The sequence below is a fragment of the Vitreoscilla stercoraria DSM 513 genome (assembly GCF_000382305.1).
Classification (GTDB): Bacteria; Pseudomonadota; Gammaproteobacteria; order Burkholderiales; family Neisseriaceae; genus Vitreoscilla; species Vitreoscilla stercoraria.
The window spans coordinates 69824-86451 of sequence record NZ_KB908029.1 but is presented as its reverse complement, the minus strand read 5'-3'; the positions used below and the strand labels follow the sequence as shown (position 1 = coordinate 86451).

Here is a 16628-nt window from a genome sequence, read left to right as displayed (position 1 = left end):
TTCAAGTCCAAAAGCTGCAGCAACATCGGTGCTATTTTAATATCATGAGTAATGCCATCGCCCACAAGAAACTCAAGCGGATTACCATGTGCATCAACTGCCAAATGAATTTTTGAACTGTTGCCGCCAATACTTTTGGCGATACTTTGATCGCCACCACCTACGGCCCCAGCACTGCTCTGATGTGCTCGAATATGAGTCGCATCAATTGAAACCCATTCCGTATCAGCGCTTTGAATCAACCTTTTGAATAATTTATAAAATAAACCTGTTGCCGACCACCTACGAAATGCTTTGAATACAGTATTGGCCTTTCCATAACAACTGGGCAAATACCGCCATTGGCAACCCGTTTTGAGGCGATAAATGATTCCTAAAAAAGTCTTTTTCAAACTGGGTTTGTCATAAACATTCAAATCTAGGAGAATGGACTTTAGCTTCTGCCATTGTTCTTCTGTGATGATGGTTGCAAGCATGGATAGAGGGCGATTAAAATTTGTTTGGCGATAATATTTTAACGTCCTCTATCCTATCCATCCAAATGTTCAACAGACCCTAATTTCATTTAAATCTTTTTCTAAAGAAGCGTTTTGGTCTAAGATATATTGGTTTGCTTTTTGAGAATTTTCCTTCAGAAAATACTGATTTTCTGCAAAAGAGAGAATAGTATCCATAAAATTGTTCATTAATGTAAAAATTAGCTCTCGTAAAGTGTGTAGCTTTTTTAAATCTAAAATAACAATTTTATTGTTTTTATTGCCATGGGCAATATGATTTCTAGAGAATAATAATGTGCTGTCTAAAATTTGACAGAGTATGCTTTGATTACTTTGATTAACTCGAAATGCAAATTTCTGTGCTGGTGGTTGATCTAAGCAAGGGTAAAAATATATGCCAAGACACTGGAAAATTTTTTTATATATTTTGGCATTTAAGTTACTTTCTGTATTAGGGTCTGTTGAACATTCACAATTTCAACTAAATCAAACTGCAAGCCAATGAAACTGTTTTTATTTTATTTGACGTTTTGCCGTATTTTTTCTACGGATATTGATGCTTATGGTATTATTATCTTAATTAAAAATAAAATGGAAATTCCAAATGTTAAAAAGATTCGAGGTTAAAAACTTTAAATCATTTAAAGACAATTTAATTTTTGATTTGAGTAAAACTAAAAATTATGCTTTTAATGAGAATTGTATTAAAAATGGAATTTGTAATAATGCAATAATTTATGGGATGAATGGTTCAGGAAAGTCGAATTTAGGACTAGCCATCTTTGATATTATTGGTCATGCTAGTGATTCATTTTCACCGTATGATTTATATTCAGATAACTATGTATATGCAGGTGCAGGGTTAAAATTAAATGACAGAGTAGTTGAGTTCAAATATGTTTTTGAATTTGAAAAAGTTGAGGTTATTTATTCCTATTCAAAAATTAGTGCCGATCATTTGGTTTCTGAAAATTTAACTATTGATGGTGCTATATTTGTAGATATTGATAGAAGCAAAACAGTTAATAAAAATAAACGAACAACTAAAGCTGTTATTAACTTCAAAGGAACAGAGTCCCTTAATAAAGACATTGAAAACGATAGTTTATCTATATTAATGTATTTGAAATCAAATGCCAATCTTGATAAAAGAACAAAAGTTAATAAAATTTTTTATCAAATGATAAATTTTATAGATGGGATGCTTTACTTTAGGTCACTTAGTGATAACAAATTTATTGGAACTCATGTTTCAAATCAAAAGAGCATTGTGTTAGATATTATTGAGCGAGATAAAATTGAAGATTTTGAATCTTTTTTAAATAAAGTTGGTATTAAATGTAAGCTTATTAAACATTTAAACGATATTTGTTTTGATATAGAAGGTGTTCCAGTTTCTTTCTTTGATATAGCATCCAGTGGTACCAAAGCACTGGCATTATTTTATTTTTGGATTAGTAGAATTAGTGAAGAGAAAATAAACTTTTTGTTTATAGATGAATTTGATGCTTTTTATCATTATGAATTGTCAAAAGAAATCGTTGAAATGCTTAAAAAGCAAAATATTCAAATTGTGTTAACTACTCATAATACATCTATTATGACAAATGATTTAATGAGACCTGATTGTTATTTTGTAATTCATAATCAGCAAATTAACTCGTTACCATATTTGACAGAAAAAGAATTAAGATTCGCTCATAATCTTGAAAAATTGTACAGAGCTAGTGCGTTTGATTCTAATGATAATGACTCAGAGTAATAATAATGGCCAACCAAAAATTTCTGATTATTGTAGAGGGTGAGAAAGCTGAAGTTGAAGTTATTAAATCATTGAAAAATTCTGGATTATTTCCTATTAATAATGAAGTTATTGCATATTGTGGAGATATCCATCAATTGTACAATTTATATACAAAATTGTCTGATGACGATGGTCTAGATATTATTGGTCTTTTAATTGCTAAAAAATTAATCAGCCCTACATCTAAACGAGATGATTTTGCCGAGATTTACTTATTTTTTGATTATGATATTCAAGCTTTAACTTACAAGGATGATCAAGGTAAGAAAACTATTAATGTCGACCTAGGTAATGAGCAAATTAATAAAATGCTAAAGTATTTTGATGATGAAACAGGGAATGGTAAATTATTTATCAGCTATCCAATGGTTGAGTCTGTGAAAAAATGCCTATGTTATCCAAATTTAGATGCATTTATTGAATGTAAAGTTGATAACATCTATGATTATTTATCTACTTTTAAGGAATACTGTAGGGAGCATGCTTTTGATAAAAACTGTGGATTTTCAAGAATAGATTTGCATCAATGGATAGAAATAATTGATTTTTCATGCAAAAAATCAAATTCCCTTACCACTGGAGATAAAAATTTTCCAGTGGATATAGTAAGTCAATACGATATTTTTTTAGTTCAAAAGATTCAATATATTTATCTGTTATCCGCCTTTCCACTTATGTTGCTCCATTATTATGGCTCAGAAAAATTGCAACAGAATTTGTTGAAAGCTAGAGATACGTTGCAAAATGCCAATACCGTACAATATGAGACTGAAGCTTAGGGAACGCTCCGAACCCCCCACCCAAACCCAGCCTACAATATCGCTTGTGGGTTTTTCTTTGCCCGCTGTTTGACCATTCGCCGATGCGCATCGGTAGCAGACAAGCCAAAAATCCACCCATAACGGGTTGTCTGCGTGAATGGCCAAGCATCTCAAATCTTATGGGTGTAGGTGGACAAATGAATATTATTACTTTCAATCAAGTGGTTTTGAATCCTGTGGCACAAGCTGACAATCAAATTTGGGTGACTTCTGCCGAGCTTGCCAAAGCGCTAGGCTATTCTCGAGCAGACTCCATTAATAAGGTATTTGAGCGCAATTCTGATGAATTTACCAATAAAATGAGCCGCTACGTCAATTTGACGTATCGGAATAAAAACAATGAGTTGGATAATAATAATTTCCGTATTTTCAGCTTGCGAGGCTGTCACTTGATTGCCATGTTTGCCAAAACTGAAGTGGCCAAACAGTTTCGTAAATGGGTGTTGGATTTGATTGAACAGCAAATGCACAATAGCCAATACCATCAAATCAACATCATGCAGCAATACTGCACCATGCAAGTTCACAAAAGCCGTGAAGAATTGGATGCATCACAATGCGGTAAAGGCTTATCAAAATGGAAACAGCGCAAGAAATGGTATGCCCAAGAGCTGCCTAAATTAGAAAACCAATTACAACCATTATTGGCCAATTTAAATTTGCCTGATGCTGATGAGGTAGCACCTTATGTCCACTAACAATACAGGCCGCCAAGATGTGGTCAAAGAAGCGTTTGTTCGCTATATCATGGCTGGCATTGATGAAATGCTACCCATCACACCAGCGCTACAAAAATTCAACAACATGCCGCGATCAAGTCGTTTACGAGTGTGCCCAAGCCGTATGGTGGACGATGTCCAAGACATGCTCAATACCTACCGTCGCAGCAGCGATGTCAACGGAAAAGCCATCGATTCGCCATTGCCGGTGATGTTTATTGCCTTTGCCAAAGAAACCTCACCAATTCCGACAGATAGAGGCCGCAGCGTGGCAGATTTTCAAACATTGAATTTGAACGAGACCAGTGGCTTTTACCAGGTATGTATGCAGCACAAGTCTTGGCGCTGTCAGTTGGTGTTTGTGGCGCATGAACATGAAACGGCCACAGCCATGACCGATCAGATGCGTTTGTACATGCAGCGCTTCAAAAATCACCGCTGGCAAATCCCTTGGCATCATGATGGTGAAGATTTTGAGACCACTGGCACGTTTGAAGATGGTTTTGAGCCCATGGACTCTGTCATTGATGTGGATGGTGGTCGCAAGAACATCACCATTTTTGCTTGGGACCTGACTTTAAACTATGTCTTGCCGTTTGTGGGCGATAAGGTCACCGCCATCAATGCAACCGATGCCAATATTCAGGTGAAGCCATGATGATTCAAATGGCCAATGGCCACAGTATAGACGGTGATTTGATTGTCGATGCCACGCTGCGTGACAGTTTGACCCCTGTACCGGTCACGTTTGAAGCCACCATCCGTTTGAAAGAGTCATTTGCCAATCAGCTTTTGGAAGGCATGGAAGTCAAAGTAGGGCGTGACCAAACGCCCATGGTGATTAAATACGTGCGTGACTCTATCAGCAGTGTCTATCAAGGCGGTATGGTGCAAATCCGCTACTTCATTGCCTTACACAAAAACTCTGAAGGCATCAGCCATCGGGCGGTCAAAGGTATTTTTTTAGAAAACACCACCTTATCCGAAATCTACAAAGCTTGCGGTGGTAAGTCTGAGATAGGCAAAGACTTTGCGGTGCCCAAGTTTTACTGCTTCAAAGGCGAAACACCCAGCTATTTGATTGCCCGTGTGTGCCAAGAACATGGCGGTGTAGTGCGTTGGATGCCAGAGGGTGACCGCTTGGAGTTTACCCGCATCAATGACTTATTTGGCCAAGAGCCGATTATGAAGCTGCAAACCTTAGCCGACTACACCCAAAAGTCAGGCTTTTTAGAGCGTCATGAATTGCCCGCTTACATCAGTTGCGCACCCGATGGCAGCATCGTAAAAGGCAACTTTGACAAAGACCGCAATGTTGAATTCATGCCGCATAAAACTGAAGCCCAATTGAACAGCATGACCGATGTATTGCTCAATGCCAAAGAGATTCCCAGTCAATTTGCACCTGATGTACACAGTGGTCAATTAATAGATGGTGGGAAAATCAAATTTGCCATCATTACCGCCGCCCATTCATTCAGGCAGGGTGCAGGCAATGGCGGCGAAGAAAGCCAATCCGTATTTTGGACAGGAGTGAAACAATAATGGCTCTTTATCCTGCGGTAGTTGAATCTTACGATGGCCAACGCCGTCGTGCACGCATTGCCATCCCTGGTATGACCGATGGTTCCAATGTTTATCCCGAAGCCGAACTGATGTATCCGTTAGGTGACAGCCACAACGACACCGAAATTGAAATTGAAGCTGGTGATATTGTGTACATTGATTTTTTGATTCAAAACGATTGGCGTTATCCCATTATTATGGGTTATCGGCAGCCTGAAACCGGTAATTTGGTGGGTATCCGTCGTTGGCGCCAAAAGCGCATTGAATTGATTGCGGATCACGTACTGATTGACTGCAAAACCATGGAAGTGACCGGGGATGTGACCATTAAAGGCCTTTTAAGCGTCCTGAAAACACTGACAGTGGCTTTGTTAACCCAGTTGTTGAGTGGTTTGACTGTGAAAGGCACGATGACCAACAATGATAAAGATGTCGGCTCTACCCACAAACACAATGAAAACGGCGATGGTGGTGGTACGACAAGTCCACCCATCTGATGAACGTAAAACAAATAGCCCCTATTCTTGTGACTCCCAACCAAATAAGTTAGGCAAAAATAGGGGAGTTGTTAATGGTGATTATATTTATTAATACAAATATTGAATATAGGGAACGGTCCGAAAAGGCCGTTTTTTTCATTCTTACAATGGAATCACTTTTAATTCAAAGGTGAAACCGATGCAACAGATTACTTTAACAGCTCAAGAGGCTGAGCGTGCCAAAGATTTGAACGTGGCTTGGATGCAAAAATGGCTAAATGTACACGGTGCTTATCCCATTTTAGAGGTGGATGGCGTTGGTGGTAGTTTGACGCGTGCTGCGATTATTCAAATTTTCGCAAATAAACAAGCCTTTCCAATTTATGAATACCAATTGCAAGCCATTGCCGAGCAATTAGGTGATGTGAATACCAAGCGTATTAAAGCAGTGGCTGTTGTTGAGAGTGGTCCCTATGGTGGCTGGTTTGCTTCAGGATTGCCAGTTATTTTGTACGAACGCCATAAGTTCTGGGAATGGGTGCAAGATAAAAGCAAACGAGTGTTATCGTGGTTTTCCAATCCAAAAGCAGGTGACTACACTATGGATGCGAATAACAACGGCATCAATGATTCTTGGGAAAAACTCTCTTATGCGGCCTGCAAAGACCCACTGGCAGCTTTTCAAGCCATTAGCATTGGTAAATTTCAAGTTTTAGGACGCTGGTACCGTGAATGTGGCTATAACCATCCGATTGAAATGTTGTGGGCAGCCCGTAACAGCGAATTGGCTCACTATGAAATGTTGCGTGATTACATTTTGAAGGTGGCCAATTTGAAAGCGGCATTTTTACGCATCAGCAGCCATCCTGAAGACTGTCGTGCGTTTGCCAAAGGCTACAACGGCCCCGCATATGAAAAGTATGCCTACCATACCAAGATTGCAAAGGAAATGCGATGAGTGCAGAAACCACGATTGCAGGATACTTGGCGGCTTGGTTGGGTGCTGGCTTCATGACGCTGATTGGATCGCTGCCAGCAGAGTGTTTTTTTGCAGGTTGTTTTTTGGGGTTTTGTTTGGTCGGTGTACACAGCCGTGTGACCCGTTGGAACAGCGTCGCCACCATTGTGATCACATCTTTTGTGGCAGGCAGCTTGCCACCATTCTTTGGCATGTGGTTAGGCTTACCACGTGAAGGCTATTTGTTTGTGGCAGTATTTTCAGCCATTGCTTGGCCATTCATTTCATTGCGTTTGCATGAAGCATTTTTTGCTACATGTAATAAATTGATTTTGGCCATGCCTGACATATTGCCAGATGTGATTAAAAAGTTGCTGAGTAAGAAATGGGGAGGTGGCTAAGATGGTGATTTTACAATTGGCCATCTTGGCTGTGATGTTTGTTTTTTCGGCTTGCGTGGTGGCCAAAGAACGGTTTTGTTTAAATTGCCAATATGACGTGGTGCGTTTGCTGTTTCATGCGTCGTTTGGCACTTATGCCATGGCACGAATCTATTGCTTACTCAAATACAATCCAGAAGTTATGTGGTGGTTGATAAGAATAGAGATTGTATTGGTTATTGTGATTTGCTTACGCTTTTTAAGAAATTTAAAAATAAGTGAAAGCAAATCTTTGAGCAACTAGATAATGGTCATGATAATTTGTATAACAAAAAAATTAATGGCAAGCTGAACATTAATGAAGCTTTAAAACATCACTCAAAAGAGCCCACTAAAGTGGGTTCTTTTGTATTTGAGAGTGTGCTAACCTTTGTTTGGTAAAGCATCTTGCTTTCGGTAAGCATCAATCATGTTGGCCCAATCTTGCATTAAAATCCTGCGCTCGGCCTCGTATTCGGCTTTGTTGTACACGCCTCTGATGGATCCATCCGTATGCGCCAAACACTTCTCAATGTGGTCTGTGTTATAGCCTTTCTCGTGCAGTATGGTTGAAGCTGTGCGTCTAAAGTCATGGATGACAAAGCTTTCAAATTTATGTTTGGCCATCACTCGCTCAATGATTCTTGATGCCGCTCGGTTGACGCTTGATACATTCATTGGCTTGCGCTTATTGCCACGAGCGGCAAATAAAAATTCACTGCCGTGGCTGTGTATTTTGAGTGCGCCAATCAGCTCACAGGCTTGGTCGGACAAATAAACATTGTGCTCACGCCGCGCTTTCATGCGTTCTGCAGGTATGGTCCATACTTTTGATTCAAGATCGATTTCATCCCATTTGGCATTGACTACTTCTGACTTGCGTAACATGGTCAATAGTAGCAGCTTGATAGCAATGATTACTGTTGGGTAGGTTTCGCATTCATCAATTTCAGATAGAAACAAACCAATGTCTTTGGGCGTTAAAGAGCGACTACGTGGTTTGCCTCGGTAATAACCTTTGTTTTCTATCGTTGATGCTGGATTGTGTATGTCCAAGCCTTTTAAGATTGCATACTTATAAATGGCATTGAATATGTCACGCACACGTGTGGCAGTCGTAGGTGCCCCTCGTTCAAGTATGGTTTCGCAAAGCGTCCTGATGTGCGTTGCCTTGATTTCGGTTAGAAGCTTGCGCTCAAACTGCGGCTTGATTTCGGCAGCATAGGTACCGGCTTTTACTTTACGAGTTGATTCTGCCAGTTCAGTATGGTTGAAATACTTTAGCCACCATTCGTCAATGGTGTTCCCTTGCTGATTTTGTTTTCTGTCTTTTTTGGCTTGTTGTGGGCTGATGCCTTGGTTGAGCAGCTTTTTGGCTTCAAGCAATATTTCTCTCGCCTCTGCCAAGCTAATAATGCCGTACTTGCCTATGGTTAAGGTTTCACGTCTGCCATTGAAACGGTAATCGTAGCGAAAGACTTTCGAGCCAGTCGGGTTGATCATGACATATAGACCATCTCTGTCTGACTCTTTGTAAGTTTTTTCTTTGGGTTTTAATGCTTTGATTTTTGTATCGCTGAGCATGACGGTAAATTTTCACGGTGTTTTTGACTGTTGCTGATTTTACCGTTTTGCTTACCGTCAAATCAATGAAATGATTTGAAATGATATGAAATAGAGGGAAAAGAAAAACCCTGCTAGATGCAGGGTTTGATTGAAGATTTGAAATGAGCTGAAATGTCATGAAACGAGTTTCAATTATTCCCACTCAATCGTTGCAGGTGGTTTGCCTGATACGTCGTAAACCACACGGTTGATGCCGCGCACTTCGTTGATGATGCGGTTAGATACGGTGCCCAACAAATCGTATGGCAAGTGTGCCCAATGCGCCGTCATGAAGTCGTTGGTAATCACTGCACGCAATGCCACCACGTATTCGTAAGTGCGGCCGTCACCCATCACGCCAACCGATTTGACAGGTAAGAACACAGCGAAAGCTTGGCTGGTTTTGTCGTACCAAGACACACCGTTTTCATCTTTAAAATTGCGCAATTCTTGGATGAAAATGTCATCCGCGCGACGCAATAAATCAGCATATTCTGCTTTGACTTCACCCAAAATACGCACACCTAAGCCAGGGCCTGGGAATGGATGACGATAGACCATTTCGCGAGGTAAACCCAATGCCACGCCCAATTCACGTACTTCGTCTTTGAACAAGTCGCGCAATGGTTCTAGCAATTGTAAATGCATGTCTTCTGGCAAACCACCCACATTGTGGTGCGATTTAATCGCATGGGCTTTGTTTTTCTTACCGCCTGCAGATTCAATCACATCCGGGTAAATGGTGCCTTGTGCCAACCATTTGGCATTGGTTAATTTGCCAGATTCCTCTTGGAAAACTTCCACGAACTCAGCGCCAATGATTTTGCGTTTTTTCTCAGGGTCGGTTTCACCAGCCAATTTGCCCATGAACACGTCCGATGCGTTGACTTGAATCACTTTCACGCCCAAATTGCGCGCGAACATGTCCATCACCATATCGCCTTCGTTTAAGCGTAATAAACCGTGGTCAACAAACACGCAAGTCAATTGACTACCGATGGCACGGTGAATCAATGCTGCAGCAACAGAGGAATCCACGCCGCCAGACAAGCCTAAAATCACTTCATCAGAACCCACTTGTTCGCGAATTTTCGCAACGGCTTCTTCGATGTAGTTAGGCATGGTCCAGCTTGGTTTGGCACCACAAATGTTCAGCACAAATTGGTTTAAGATTTCGCGACCTTTAACAGTGTGGGTCACTTCTGGGTGAAATTGTACCCCGTAGAAGTTTTTAGCTGTATTTTGCATGATGGCAACAGGGCAGCTTGGCGTATGACCTACGATTTCAAAGTTCTCAGGCAAACGAGACACTTTGTCACCGTGGCTCATCCATACTTCCATGGTGTTGTCCGCATCGGCCAAATCCGCTAACAATGGGCTCGCTGCCACATTGACTTTGGCATAACCAAATTCGCGTTGGTTACCAGCAGACACTTCGCCGCCCATCACATGCGCCATCCATTGCATGCCATAACAAATGCCCAAAACAGGCACGCCCAATTCCAATAAACCAGTGTCTGCTTGGTAGTCTGATTCGTAAACCGAGTTAGGGCCGCCAGACAAAATAATGCCGCTTGGATTAAAAGCTTTGATGTCTTCTAAAGACATATCGAACGGGTGTAATTCACAATATACATGGGCTTCACGAACACGGCGCGCAATCAATTGCGTCACTTGTGAGCCGAAATCTAAAATCAGGATTTTGTCCATCAGAATTCTCTAATCAATCTTTGGGTGGAGGTGTAGGGCGAGCATATTTATCGGGTACGAGATTGCTGCGAGAAAGCAACAACAGCAAACCCAACCAAACCATGCCCGCCGAAAAAATGTGCGACAAACCAAAAATGTATTCGTGATACAAATAAATGGCTGCGCCCAAATACATTAAAAATGGTCCTGCCACGATGGATTGTTTGTTCAAACCATCCATGACCATGACCAAAAAGCCAAAAACCGCCAAGCCTATTGCGAAAATAGAGGCGGTGTCGGGCAATAAATCAGTCGATTTTAAAAACCAAATGCAGCCTGAAATAATCAGCAGCAATGGGAAAAATAAGGATCGGCTACGCATGTTTACAGGACGCTTTCATCAATTAACGAGCATTTTTCATGATGCGTTGTTTTTCGCGCTGCCAGTCTTTTTCTTTCGCACTTTCACGTTTGTCGTGTTGTTTTTTACCTTTGGCCAAACCAATGTCGATTTTAATGCGGCCATGGTTATAATGCAGATTCAATGGCACAACGGTATAACCATCACGCTCAACTTGGCCATACCATTTGTCGATTTGGCGGCGATTCATCAATAATTTGCGTGAACGGGTCACATCGGGTTTGATGTGGGTCGAGGCTTCAGGCAAAGGGGTGATGTGGCAGCCAATCAAATAAAAATCGCCATCACGATAATAAATATAGCTTTCTTTCAATTGCACACGGCCAGCACGGATGGCTTTGACTTCCCATCCTTCTAATACCAAACCAGCTTCCAATTGTTCTTCGATGAAAAAATCATGGAAGGCTTTTCTATTGTTAATAATGCTCATGGCGTATCCCCAAGTAACAAGATGCTATTTTAACAGAAAGCGCGGCATCAGTGGATTTTCGCCGCAGGGCAATTGATGGCATAATAGCGTTTGCTTATTTTTTGCTTTTAAAGATTTGAATGAACACTGTTAAAAAGAATGTGTTGGTGACCCACACCGCCGAGCAAATGTTCGCTTTGGTAGACGATATTGAAAATTATGCTGATTTTTTGCCATGGTGTGGTCAGTCTGTGGTGCACAAGCGTGAAAACAATGTGGTAGAAGCCACGGTTGGGATTGATTACATGCGCTTGAAACAAGGTTTTTCAACCCGCAATACCAATATTCCCAATCGTGAAATTCGCATGCAATTGCTCGAAGGACCATTCAAGTCTTTGGAAGGCATATGGAAATTCACTTCATTTGATGAAATCGGTTGCCGCATTGATTTTCATTTGGAATATGAGTTTGCCAATAGTTTGATTTCCAGAGTGATTGCGCCTGTGTTTGGTCGCATTTCGTCGACTTTGGTCGACTCATTCATCAAAGAGGCCGATCAGCGTTATGGTAAATGAGATATTGGTAGAAGTCGTCTTTGCCACACAACAACAGCAAACTGTCATTGCGTTGAGTGTGAGCATGGGTACGACGGCTTTACAGGCCGCTCAATTAAGTGGTTTGTATGATGAATATCCACATATTCAAGATTACCCTTTGGGCGTGTATGGCAAAGTGGTAGCGCAAGACTATGTGTTAGAAGCACACGACCGCATTGAAATTTACCGCCCTTTATTGGTCGACCCGAAAGAAAACCGCCGCCGCCGTGCAGCACAAAACAAAGATTGATGGTTTATGAAAATACAAATGATTGTGGGCTTGGGCAATATTGGTCCTGAATACGAACATACCCGCCACAATGCAGGTTGGTGGATGATAGATGAATTGGCCGCTACTTGGGGCGCATCGTTTCGTGAAGACAAAAAATATTTTGGTAAAGTCGCCAAAGCCAACACGCCACAAGGCGAAGTGTGGTTGATGAAGCCCTCGTTGTATATGAATAAATCGGGTCAATCGGTGAGTGCCTTGGCGCAGTTTTTCAAAATTCCTGTGGAAGCCATTTTGGTGTTACACGATGAATTGGATATCGCCCCTGGACAAATTCGTTTGAAGCAAGGTGGTGGCAATGGTGGACACAATGGTTTGAAAGACATTCAAGCGAAAATGGGCAGTGCCAATTTTTGGCGTTTGCGTTTGGGCATAGGACATCCCGGTGACAAAAGTTTGGTTTCGGCATTTGTGTTGAACAAACCCAGTCGCGATGACCGAGACGCGATTGACGATGCCATTTGGCGCGCGCGCGGTGAAATCAACACCATGATTGCAGGCGATATGGACGCTGCCATCCGTGTGTTACACAGTGGCAATCCCAAATAAGTTGCCATAAGTTGACTGATGAAAAACGGTTAATACCAAGCGTCCTGTAAATGTTTACAGGACGCTTGTTTTTATTATTTTAAATCAAATTCTTTAACGTCAATGCCATTTCTGTTCAATGTGTCGTGTATGCTTTGTTTGATTGTTTCTTCAATATCTTGTTTTAAGATGAAAGAAATAAAGTCTAAACACTTACCATTAATATGATAAAAATTTGGTTGTAATTTTAAATATTGGTTTAATAACTGAGCCCATTGAGTTATGTCTTGTGGTTTTAATTGTTCTTGTTTTTCTCTTATTAGTAGCAACCAAGATGAATGAGCATTAAGGTTATCAGATTGCATTAAAAATTCGTATATTTGAGGTATCCAATCGGGACAATTTACCGAAAGCATCCACAAGCATTCATATTCTGAGGCATCCAATTTGCCACCCACGCCATGGTCTCTTTGTTGCCAATATTGAACCATCCAATCAGGGATGGCTTCACAACGGCGACTGTTTGTGTCCGAGTATTTTGCTTTTAAAATGTCGGTTAGGATTTTGGTCAGATTTTTTGACAAAGGTGCTGAGGCAAGCTTTAAAAACCAATTGATGCTGTCGGTAGCATTGGAATGGTAGTTAAGGCTAATACTCCATAAATATAAGTTTAAGCACCTCTTGTCAAAATCTGACAATAGGTTATCTTGTGGCTTATGAGATTGAAGCAATGTTTTCAAATCAGTTTCAATGAGGCCGTAAGTGTGGACAGTCAATTGATTGTTCATTAAAAATCCAGACCAAGCCAATAAGTGTTGAGGATGCGTGGTATTTAAATAAGGCAATAATTTTTCATGCGCAAAATCAGGTTGATGGTGTTCAAAAAATCCATATTGTGCCATCAAAAGATGAATGACATGCCCTGAGTTGTCGTTTTTTAATGAGGATTTAATGGCACTAAAAGACTGTGTTTGATTGTGAATATTTTCGGTTTGAATGCTTTTTTCAAAAGCCATTATCAGATAACTGATAACGTAACCGATGTTGCTATTGTAGACATTGGCATGTTCTCCAAAAGCATAATATGTTGAGGGAAATCCTGATTGACTATCAATGGCTTGTTCTTGAAGCAAAGTACTCACCAATCGATTTGGCTGTGTGGTGCTTTCAGACTGGTTTTTGAAAAAGGCATTGCGGTGGGTTTGGTCGATTAAATTGCATAATAAATTTGAATATTGTTTTATCGGTAAGGTTTGGAAATATTTAAAACAAGCGTCCCATTGCTTTAAGTCGGTAAATTGCCACTGAGCAAAACCAGAAATGACTTGATGCAGCTTTTTTGTATTGTTTTGCGTATCAATAGCATGCTGGATGAATGCCATTGCCCAAGTAGGGTTTTGTTGGCAGGCTTGGATAATTTCTCGCCACAATCCTTCTGTATCTGGTTCAGAGCCATCCCAAGATTGTTGGTTGTAGGTGAGTAACTCATCAAACCAAGCTGCGTCTTGTTGAGCCAATAATTGTTCTGATGGGTATGGGCTGCGAGGGCTGATGACGCTAGCCTCTCCAATAAATATATGAAGATACGGGTTATCTGACAATTGGTAGTGGGGATGCAGTTGTTTTTGTTGTTGGTAGTAAGCATCAATAGCAGAATCGGTGGCGTGGCATTGTTTGAGCCAAAATGCCCACTGTTCACAATGACCATTGTCTTGATTCGGATAGTCATTCAAACTTTCAATAACCAATTCGATATTGTCATCTGACAAATTCATCAAACAGTGTTTAAAAAAATCAAATATTTCAGCATGAAAATCCAAAGCATGCATGTCTAGGGTATTGGTAACCAGAGTGAATTTTTCATCTGCTGTGTAAGCAGGATGATGGGCAATGGTGTACAAAGCCAGCTTTTGCAGTAACACGTTTTTTTGAGGCAAATATTCATTCGCCCATGCCCAAGTTTGTTCTGTAGACATTTCAGGCCGCATCAGGACTTGGTAACAAGCATCAACCAATTGGTAAGCCATGGCTTGCAAGAATTCAGGATACTCATCAATTTGTTGCCAAATACAGGGTTTATAAAATTGAATGACGATTGATGAGTCATATCTGTTTTGATTGGGAATGGAAAAAATATCCAATAAATAAGAATGTTGCTTTAAAGCTTGGACGCAAATGTCTAAGATGGTGGTGGCAGGTAACTGCATAAAGCTGGAGTTGGGATGCAATAGGCACTCTAAAGAATGTTCATCAATATTGTATTGAAGAGTGGTTTTTTCTGAGCTTGATGAATCAAAACGCACATGCAGTAACAACAACTGTCTGAACAGCGCTTCGAGTTCTTGATGGCAATTGTGTTTTAAAAGAAATGGGGCAATGTGTTTAGAGGCGGGCTCAATTAAAAATATATGGTTGTATTCAGCAATATCAATATGTGGCGTTAATAAATGCAACCAACATTGTACAAATTGAATGTCTACTGTTACATCGTTTTTTTCTAAGCTTTGGTCAATGGTACGTAAAAGGGTTCGAGCCGAAATTGGCTTGGCATAGTATTTTTGAAACAAGCGCATCATCGTTGGTGCTGATTGATACCAAAAACGGTCGAGCAAGACAAAAGCTGTATTTTCTTGTAATAGAATTTTCGACTGAGGGTATTTGTTTTGTAACTGCTCTAAAATATTTGGCCAAGCTGGATGTTGGATTTGAAGTAAAAAATAACGTAATAATTCTGGTTTGCTGTAGAGATAATGCAAATATTGCTAAGCGGTGTCTGATAAGTTTTCAGGCCGCCCTTCAATGTCTTGAACCAATTGTTGGATGTGGGCTTGTTGTTCTGAAAAACTCCAGTTAAGACAGTCGGCCAAAGCTTCAATGCCCGTGTTTAGCGCTTGATGGCCATGTTCTTGGCTCACAAAATAGGGAATGTGGGTCATACCTAATAATTCCCAACGGCGCGCTTCGGCTTCTTGATTTTCAGCAGTGACCGATGAAATACCAAATAATTTTTGTGTGGTGTTTTGTGAAGTAGAGCGTGCCAAATACTTCATGATGGTGTCGTTATAAGAGTAACCAATGAACAACACCGTATATTGAGAAAACACCCTTGTGATAAAGCGCCGTGCCCAACCTTCGGTCAAATACGCTCTGCCAAAATCTCGGTCTGACAAAATGATAGATTCTTTGTCTTCCAAACTGCCATGCAAATGCACAATCCCTTCTACCACATCGCCTTGGGGCAAATTGGGGGCAATGCTGGTGGTTTTGATTGTTTTATTTTGTAATTGGGCGGCTTTTTGAAGCATGCGTTCAAAATTGGTAGTGATGATGCGCACAGGATTGTGAGCAAACAAACGGATGATTTGATGGTGTAGGTGATTGGGCTCTAAATCACTATCTTTTAAATGATGTAAACATTGTGCTTTGATATCGATTTTTCCGCTGTCTTGTGCCTCACCCAAACGTTCTTCTGGCGCACGGTATTGTGCTTTCCAAGTGGCATCTATTAATTGCTTTTTCAAATCCGCATCAATATTCAAGTGTTGAATTTGATTGCTTAATGAAGATGGTGATTGTGCTTTGTGACCTGTGATAATCAGTTGGGTCAAATCTTCAAAATTCATCAAGTTGGTCGGCGCACCCATCGAAACACCTGCACCTACAAAAACAACCAATCGATCTTGCTGAAGCGCTTCGATAATGGCAATTGGGATGTTTAATTCACCAAAACGTAAGGTTGGTTTTTGCATGGTTCTGTCCAAATGAAATGAATATTGAAGTTGCTAAAATATTTATATCAGATAATTGGATTTGAGTGGTAATTGAAAT

19 protein-coding genes and 1 pseudogene are annotated in these 16628 nt (G+C 40.5%); 12 read left to right on the top strand and 8 right to left on the bottom strand.

Features of this window, described 5'->3' with window-relative positions; genetic code table 11:
* Both H150_RS0109960 and H150_RS15385 read right to left on the bottom strand, forming a co-directional pair.
* A partial coding sequence (locus H150_RS0109960) for an IS5 family transposase (protein WP_019958915.1) occupies window positions 1–476 on the bottom strand: 476 nt, incomplete at its 3' end.
* 69 nt (window positions 477–545) lie between these two features.
* Window positions 546–938: pseudogene (locus H150_RS15385) on the bottom strand (MAE_28990/MAE_18760 family HEPN-like nuclease); the annotation flags it as partial.
* 163 nt (window positions 939–1101) lie between these two features.
* Between H150_RS15385 and H150_RS0109950 the strand changes: the two are divergent.
* The 9 genes from H150_RS0109950 (at window position 1102) to H150_RS0109910 (ending at window position 7528) form a co-directional block, all read left to right on the top strand.
* The gene (locus tag H150_RS0109950; RefSeq protein WP_019958914.1) at window positions 1102–2259 is read left to right on the top strand and encodes an AAA family ATPase; all 1158 of its coding nucleotides are present in this window, start codon (window positions 1102–1104) and stop codon (window positions 2257–2259) included.
* A gap of 5 nt (window positions 2260–2264) precedes the next feature.
* Complete coding sequence (locus tag H150_RS14825; protein WP_019958913.1) at window positions 2265–3080, top strand: hypothetical protein; 816 nt, start codon at window positions 2265–2267, stop codon at window positions 3078–3080.
* Window positions 3081–3259: 179 nt separating this feature from the next.
* On the top strand, window positions 3260–3820 hold the full coding sequence (locus tag H150_RS14820; protein WP_169708874.1) for a BRO family protein: 561 nt from the start codon (window positions 3260–3262) through the stop codon (window positions 3818–3820).
* On the top strand, window positions 3810–4499 hold the full coding sequence (locus H150_RS0109935; protein ID WP_019958911.1) for a hypothetical protein: 690 nt from the start codon (window positions 3810–3812) through the stop codon (window positions 4497–4499). The genes H150_RS14820 and H150_RS0109935 overlap by 11 nt, the downstream gene beginning before the upstream one ends.
* Window positions 4496–5386, top strand: a complete 891-nt coding sequence (locus H150_RS0109930; RefSeq protein ID WP_019958910.1) for a hypothetical protein — start codon at window positions 4496–4498, stop codon at window positions 5384–5386. Before H150_RS0109935 ends, H150_RS0109930 begins: the two co-directional genes overlap by 4 nt.
* On the top strand, window positions 5386–5904 hold the full coding sequence (locus H150_RS15330; RefSeq protein ID WP_019958909.1) for a hypothetical protein: 519 nt from the start codon (window positions 5386–5388) through the stop codon (window positions 5902–5904). Before H150_RS0109930 ends, H150_RS15330 begins: the two co-directional genes overlap by 1 nt.
* 181 nt (window positions 5905–6085) lie before the next feature.
* Window positions 6086–6844, top strand: coding sequence for an N-acetylmuramidase domain-containing protein (locus H150_RS14810; protein ID WP_019958908.1), 759 nt, complete (start codon window positions 6086–6088; stop codon window positions 6842–6844).
* Window positions 6841–7245: a hypothetical protein gene (locus tag H150_RS0109915; RefSeq protein WP_019958907.1), complete on the top strand. Its 405-nt coding sequence runs from the start codon at window positions 6841–6843 to the stop codon at window positions 7243–7245. Before H150_RS14810 ends, H150_RS0109915 begins: the two co-directional genes overlap by 4 nt.
* A gap of 1 nt (window position 7246) precedes the next feature.
* Window positions 7247–7528 (top strand): hypothetical protein, encoded by a 282-nt coding sequence (locus tag H150_RS0109910; RefSeq protein WP_019958906.1) that lies wholly within the window; start codon window positions 7247–7249, stop codon window positions 7526–7528.
* A gap of 119 nt (window positions 7529–7647) precedes the next feature.
* On the opposite strand, the gene H150_RS0109905 is transcribed toward H150_RS0109910, so the two are convergent.
* The 4 genes from H150_RS0109905 to smpB all read right to left on the bottom strand — a co-directional run bounded on the left by H150_RS0109905 (window position 7648) and on the right by smpB (window position 11408).
* Window positions 7648–8847: a tyrosine-type recombinase/integrase gene (locus tag H150_RS0109905; protein WP_019958905.1), complete on the bottom strand. Its 1200-nt coding sequence runs from the start codon at window positions 8845–8847 to the stop codon at window positions 7648–7650.
* A gap of 174 nt (window positions 8848–9021) precedes the next feature.
* Window positions 9022–10584: a glutamine-hydrolyzing GMP synthase gene (gene guaA / locus H150_RS0109900; protein ID WP_155970540.1), complete on the bottom strand. Its 1563-nt coding sequence runs from the start codon at window positions 10582–10584 to the stop codon at window positions 9022–9024.
* A 7-nt stretch (window positions 10585–10591) separates the two neighbouring features.
* The gene (locus tag H150_RS0109895) at window positions 10592–10939 is read right to left on the bottom strand and encodes a hypothetical protein (protein ID WP_019958903.1); all 348 of its coding nucleotides are present in this window, start codon (window positions 10937–10939) and stop codon (window positions 10592–10594) included.
* 22 nt (window positions 10940–10961) lie between these two features.
* Window positions 10962–11408, bottom strand: a complete 447-nt coding sequence (gene smpB / locus H150_RS0109890) for an SsrA-binding protein SmpB (protein ID WP_019958902.1) — start codon at window positions 11406–11408, stop codon at window positions 10962–10964.
* 119 nt (window positions 11409–11527) lie between these two features.
* On the opposite strand from smpB, the gene H150_RS0109885 reads away from it, so the two are divergent.
* The 3 genes from H150_RS0109885 to pth are packed head-to-tail and all read left to right on the top strand — an operon-like array spanning window position 11528 to window position 12821.
* Complete coding sequence (locus H150_RS0109885; protein ID WP_019958901.1) at window positions 11528–11962, top strand: type II toxin-antitoxin system RatA family toxin; 435 nt, start codon at window positions 11528–11530, stop codon at window positions 11960–11962.
* Window positions 11952–12233 (top strand): RnfH family protein, encoded by a 282-nt coding sequence (locus H150_RS0109880; protein ID WP_019958900.1) that lies wholly within the window; start codon window positions 11952–11954, stop codon window positions 12231–12233. The genes H150_RS0109885 and H150_RS0109880 overlap by 11 nt, the downstream gene beginning before the upstream one ends.
* Before the next feature lie 6 nt (window positions 12234–12239).
* Complete coding sequence (gene pth, locus H150_RS0109875) at window positions 12240–12821, top strand: aminoacyl-tRNA hydrolase (RefSeq protein WP_026353631.1); 582 nt, start codon at window positions 12240–12242, stop codon at window positions 12819–12821.
* Between the two features lie 74 nt (window positions 12822–12895).
* On the opposite strand, the gene H150_RS0109870 is transcribed toward pth, so the two are convergent.
* Together H150_RS0109870 and H150_RS0109865 are read right to left on the bottom strand one after the other, a co-directional pair.
* Window positions 12896–15556: a hypothetical protein gene (locus tag H150_RS0109870; protein WP_019958898.1), complete on the bottom strand. Its 2661-nt coding sequence runs from the start codon at window positions 15554–15556 to the stop codon at window positions 12896–12898.
* 6 nt (window positions 15557–15562) lie between these two features.
* Window positions 15563–16549: an SIR2 family protein gene (locus tag H150_RS0109865; protein WP_019958897.1), complete on the bottom strand. Its 987-nt coding sequence runs from the start codon at window positions 16547–16549 to the stop codon at window positions 15563–15565.
* Window positions 16550–16628: the final 79 nt, after the last annotated feature.

Coding starts and splice junctions, on each gene's coding strand:
- pth (WP_026353631.1), top strand. CDS start 12,240: ATGAAAATACAAATGATTGTGGGCTTGGGCAATATTGGTCCTGAATAC.
- H150_RS14820 (WP_169708874.1), top strand. CDS start 3,260: ATGAATATTATTACTTTCAATCAAGTGGTTTTGAATCCTGTGGCACAA.
- H150_RS0109895 (WP_019958903.1), bottom strand. CDS start 10,939: ATGCGTAGCCGATCCTTATTTTTCCCATTGCTGCTGATTATTTCAGGC.
- H150_RS14825 (WP_019958913.1), top strand. CDS start 2,265: ATGGCCAACCAAAAATTTCTGATTATTGTAGAGGGTGAGAAAGCTGAA.
- H150_RS0109865 (WP_019958897.1), bottom strand. CDS start 16,549: ATGCAAAAACCAACCTTACGTTTTGGTGAATTAAACATCCCAATTGCC.
- smpB (WP_019958902.1), bottom strand. CDS start 11,408: ATGAGCATTATTAACAATAGAAAAGCCTTCCATGATTTTTTCATCGAA.
- H150_RS0109930 (WP_019958910.1), top strand. CDS start 4,496: ATGATGATTCAAATGGCCAATGGCCACAGTATAGACGGTGATTTGATT.
- H150_RS0109910 (WP_019958906.1), top strand. CDS start 7,247: ATGGTGATTTTACAATTGGCCATCTTGGCTGTGATGTTTGTTTTTTCG.
- H150_RS14810 (WP_019958908.1), top strand. CDS start 6,086: ATGCAACAGATTACTTTAACAGCTCAAGAGGCTGAGCGTGCCAAAGAT.
- H150_RS0109885 (WP_019958901.1), top strand. CDS start 11,528: ATGAACACTGTTAAAAAGAATGTGTTGGTGACCCACACCGCCGAGCAA.
- H150_RS15330 (WP_019958909.1), top strand. CDS start 5,386: ATGGCTCTTTATCCTGCGGTAGTTGAATCTTACGATGGCCAACGCCGT.
- H150_RS0109950 (WP_019958914.1), top strand. CDS start 1,102: ATGTTAAAAAGATTCGAGGTTAAAAACTTTAAATCATTTAAAGACAAT.
- H150_RS0109915 (WP_019958907.1), top strand. CDS start 6,841: ATGAGTGCAGAAACCACGATTGCAGGATACTTGGCGGCTTGGTTGGGT.
- H150_RS0109905 (WP_019958905.1), bottom strand. CDS start 8,847: ATGCTCAGCGATACAAAAATCAAAGCATTAAAACCCAAAGAAAAAACT.
- H150_RS0109935 (WP_019958911.1), top strand. CDS start 3,810: ATGTCCACTAACAATACAGGCCGCCAAGATGTGGTCAAAGAAGCGTTT.
- H150_RS0109880 (WP_019958900.1), top strand. CDS start 11,952: ATGGTAAATGAGATATTGGTAGAAGTCGTCTTTGCCACACAACAACAG.